A 3977-nucleotide genomic window follows, 5' to 3' on the forward strand; every position below is an offset into this window, starting at 1 on the left:
CCCCCGGCTGCTGGACGGGCCCGCGGCGCTGGCCACGCTGCGCGAGGTGGTGACCGAGTTCGCCGCCGGGGCGCACCTGGTCAAGCTCAGCACCGCCGACGCCGACCACCTGGGGGCAGCAGGGTGGTCAGCGCGGCGTCCACGGGACCGCGGACGGTGGGGCGAGACGGGCGGGTCGACCGTGACGTCGAGCACCAGTGGCAGGTCGCGGGTCAGCACGGCCAGGACCGGGGCCCGCTCCCACTGCGCGGCGGTGACGCTCGTGCCGGCGTCTACCGGGTCGGCTCCTCCGCCGACAGCGAAACCTGCCAGGCGGACCCGGCCCGGGGGTCGGCCTGTCGGTGCGGGGTCATACCCGAGCGTCCGCCGACCGGGGGTGTCCGGCCGCCGGAGGCGGGACACCCCGTCCGCCTCGTCTAGGCTTTGTCCATGCAGGAGCAGCCGGAGCCCCCCTTCGCGCCGGGCCTGGCCGCCCGGGTCGAGCTGACCGTCACCGACGCGGACACCGCCCAGGCGGTCGGCTCCGGGGACGTGCCGGTGTTGGGCACACCCCGGGTGCTCGCGCTGGCCGAGGCGGCCACGGTGGCCGCGACCGCCACCCGGATGCCCAGCGGCTCGACGAGCGTCGGAGTGCGGGTGGAGCTCGACCACCGGTCGGCCACCCCGGTCGGGCGGACGGTGGTGGCGCACGCGCGATTGGCCAAGGTCGACGGTAGGACGCTGCTCTTCGAGGTGACCGTCACCGAGGGCGAGTCGACGGTGGCCGAGGGCCGGGTGGAGCGGCTGCTGGTCGACCGGCAGCGCTTTGTCGAGCGCGTCGCGCGGCCGTCATGATCGGCCGCTTCGTCGAGATCGCCGACCGGGTGCACGTGCTACGCGAGCCCCTGCTGCGGGTGAACGTCACGCTGGTCGTGGGCGACGGCGCGGCGCTGCTGGTCGACACGCTCTCCACGGCCGGGCAGGCCACCGAGCTGGCCGCCGCCGCCCGGGCGGTCACCTCCCACCCGTGGACGCTGGTCAACACCCACCACCACTTCGACCACTGCTTCGGCAACGCGACGCTCGCCGCCGACCCGCCCCGTCGGGTGTACGCCCACGAGCGGACCGCCGAGGCCATCCGCGAGCGGCCCGACCGGCTGCGCCGGGAGGCGTACGAGGAGATGCGCGCCGAGCAGCCGGCGCTGGCCGAGGAGCTGGTCGACATCGAGCTGCTGGCGCCGACGCACACCATCCACTCCGAGGCCGTGCTCGACATCGGCGGCCGGCGGGTGGTGCTGCGCCACCCCGGGCGCGGCCACACCGCCGGTGACCTGGTGGTGCACGTGCCGGACGCCGACGTGCTGGTCGCCGGGGACCTGGTCGAGCAGAGCGGGCCGCCGGCCTTCGAGGAGTCGTACCCGCTGCAGTGGCCGGACACCGTCGCCGAGTTGCTCCGGATGACCACCCCGGCCACCGTGGTGGTGCCCGGGCACGGTGATCCGGTGGACGCCGGGTTCGTCCGCGCCCAGCACGGCCAGCTGGTGGAGCTGGCCTGGCTGATCCGCGCCGGGCACACCGGGGGCGCCCCACCCGAGCGGGTCGCCGCCGAGGCCCCGTTCGGCGCGCGTGCCGCCCTGTACGCCGCGCGCCGCGGCTATGCCGAACTCGATGGCACCACCTGACCCACCGCTGCCCGCCACCCCGGCCTGCTCCTGCGCCGTCGGCGTTCCTCCGCCGCAACCCACCGCGGGACGGCCGCGGTGGTGGCGGGCAGGCCGTCAGCCGGCGAAGCGGCGCATCACCTCGGCCCGGGTGGGCATCGCGGTCGCCCCGCCCCGGCTCTCGCAGACCAGACCCGCGACGCGCAGCGCGAACGCCACCCGCTGGTGCCAGCCGGCCGGGTCGACCGGTTCGCCGTCGACCAGCAGGTCGGCGATGAGCGCGGCCATCACCGAGTCACCGGCGCCGGTGGCGTCCACCGCGTCGACCTTCGGCGCGGGTACCCGCACGAGGTCGGCGCCGGCTCCGACCACCGCGCCGGCGGCGCCCAGCGTGACCACGGCCGCACCGGCGCCCAGCTCGCGCAGGTGGGCCGCGACCCCCTCGACCGGCTCGCCGGGCCAGAGCAGCTCGGCGTCGGCGGTGCTGAGCTTGACCAGGTGCGCCCCGGCGGCGAACTCGGTCACCACCTCGCGCAGCGTGGCCAGCGCCGCGGGCCCGTCCAGCAGCCGGGGGCGCACGTTCGGGTCGAAGACCCGCAGCCCGGTGGCGAGCCCCCAGGCGCGCCGCGCGGCGGCCAGCGTCGTCGGTTGGAGCAGCACGATCGACCCGCAGTAGAGCACGTCGGCACCGGCGACCAGATCGGCGTCGACGTCCTCGGCGCCGAGCAGCGCGTAGGAGGGGGGCTCGCCGTAGAACCGGAAGTCCGGTTCCGGGCCCACGAAGGTGGCCACCGCGAGCGCGGTCGGCGCGGGCACGGTGACCGAGCCGGCCAGCCCGACGCCGGCGCCGGTCAGGAAATTCCGGATCCGCACGGCCAGCCCGTCGTCGCCGAGCGATCCGACGAACTGGACCGCCCCGCCGAGCCGGGCCACGCCGACCGCGACGTTCAGCGGCCCGCCGCCGATGGCCTGCCGGTAGACCGGCTCACCGTCGCACTCGGTGTCGAGCAGGTCGACCAGTGCCTCGCCGAGCACCACCGCGTATCCCATTCCGGTCCTCCGTCCGTCGATGCCACCGAACCCGGGCCCCGCCGTCTCCCGGCGCACCGGGATGGCCGATCTTGTCGCATCAGGCTGGCACAGTGCGGGCCATGATGAGCGCTGAAGCCACCGTATTGGCGTACTGGGAGGCGGGCGAGCCGGCCACCGGCTTCTTCGACCTGGACGACGCGGGCGCGATCCGCACCATCACCGAGTTCTGGCCGGAACCGTACGACCCGCCCGCCGGGCGGGGGCACCTCGTCGAGCGCTACTGACACATCGAGCACGAGCTATTGCGCCGACTCCCACCGCGTGGTGGGATGGCGCATGCCGGGCGGTGCGGGGGCTGCCGCGCCGCCGGCGTCGGGTTTCCACGCGAGGGCACCGGTCCGCGAGGCGGACCGCAGGCGGTGCGCGTCCGCCGATCGAGCCGGCGGACAGAACACCGCGACCGTCGTATCCGCTCGTCGCAGCGGGGCGGCCGGGTGCCACCCCGCGCGTTGTCCCGCGGGGCTGCCGCGTCCCGCGAGTCAGGAGAACCCGTGTCCCATCGTTCCCGCACCGCCGCGTTGCTCACCGCGGCCGCCACCCTGGTCGCGGGCGCCATAGCCCTGGCCGCCAGTCCCGAGCCGGCCGCGGCGCACGGCGCCGCGATGACCCCGGGCAGCCGGACCTTCCTCTGCTGGAAGGACGGGCTCACCGCCACCGGCGAGATCCGGCCCAACAATCCCGCCTGCGCCGCCGCGGTGGGCCAGAGCGGCGCCAACTCGCTCTACAACTGGTTCAGCGTGCTCCGCTCAGACGCGGGGGGCCGGACGGTCGGCTACATCCCCGACGGGCAGCTGTGCAGCGGGGGCAACCCCGGCTTCAGCGGCTACGACCTGGCCCGCACCGACTGGCCGCTGACCCACCTGACGGCCGGGGCGCGGATGGAGTTCCGGTACAGCAACTGGGCCCACCACCCGGGCACGTTCTACTTCTACGTCACCAAGGACAGCTGGAGCCCGACCCGGCCGCTGGCCTGGAGCGATCTGGAGGAGCAGCCCTTCCTGACGGTCACCAACCCGCCCCAGCGGGGCGCGGTCGGGACCAACGACGGGCACTACTACTTCAGCGGCAACCTGCCCTCCGGCAAGAGCGGCCGGCACATCATCTACTCCCGGTGGGTCCGCTCGGACAGCCAGGAGAACTTCTTCGGCTGCTCGGACGTCGCGTTCGACGGCGGCAACGGCGAGGTGACCGGCGTCGGCCCGGGCGGCACGCCGTCGCCCACCACGCCCAACCCGACCACTCCCC

5 protein-coding genes are annotated in these 3977 nt (G+C 75.3%); 4 read left to right on the forward strand and 1 reads right to left on the reverse strand.

What is annotated here, in order from left to right; genetic code table 11:
* The first annotated feature begins 429 nt into the window (after positions 1-429).
* Together C1I99_RS30140 and C1I99_RS30145 are read left to right on the forward strand one after the other, a co-directional pair.
* Complete coding sequence (locus C1I99_RS30140; protein ID WP_111137563.1) at positions 430-834, forward strand: thioesterase family protein; 405 nt, start codon at positions 430-432, stop codon at positions 832-834.
* Entirely contained in the window at positions 831-1661 is an 831-nt protein-coding gene (locus tag C1I99_RS30145) for an MBL fold metallo-hydrolase (protein ID WP_111137564.1), read from the forward strand. The genes C1I99_RS30140 and C1I99_RS30145 overlap by 4 nt, the downstream gene beginning before the upstream one ends.
* Positions 1662-1757: 96 nt before the next feature.
* Here the strand turns inward: C1I99_RS30145 and C1I99_RS30150 are convergent, their stop codons facing one another.
* A complete protein-coding gene (locus C1I99_RS30150) occupies positions 1758-2690 on the reverse strand; it encodes a PfkB family carbohydrate kinase (protein WP_111137565.1) in 933 nt (310 codons plus the stop codon).
* 101 nt (positions 2691-2791) lie between these two features.
* On the opposite strand from C1I99_RS30150, the gene C1I99_RS32990 reads away from it, so the two are divergent.
* Together C1I99_RS32990 and C1I99_RS30155 are read left to right on the forward strand one after the other, a co-directional pair.
* Positions 2792-2956: a hypothetical protein gene (locus C1I99_RS32990; RefSeq protein ID WP_158554121.1), complete on the forward strand. Its 165-nt coding sequence runs from the start codon at positions 2792-2794 to the stop codon at positions 2954-2956.
* 267 nt (positions 2957-3223) lie between these two features.
* Positions 3224-3977, forward strand: a 754-nt coding sequence (locus C1I99_RS30155) for a lytic polysaccharide monooxygenase auxiliary activity family 9 protein (protein ID WP_111137566.1), incomplete at its 3' end; no start/stop codon positions are given.

Source organism: Micromonospora deserti, assembly GCF_003236335.1.
Taxonomy (GTDB): Bacteria; Actinomycetota; Actinomycetes; order Mycobacteriales; family Micromonosporaceae; genus Micromonospora; species Micromonospora deserti.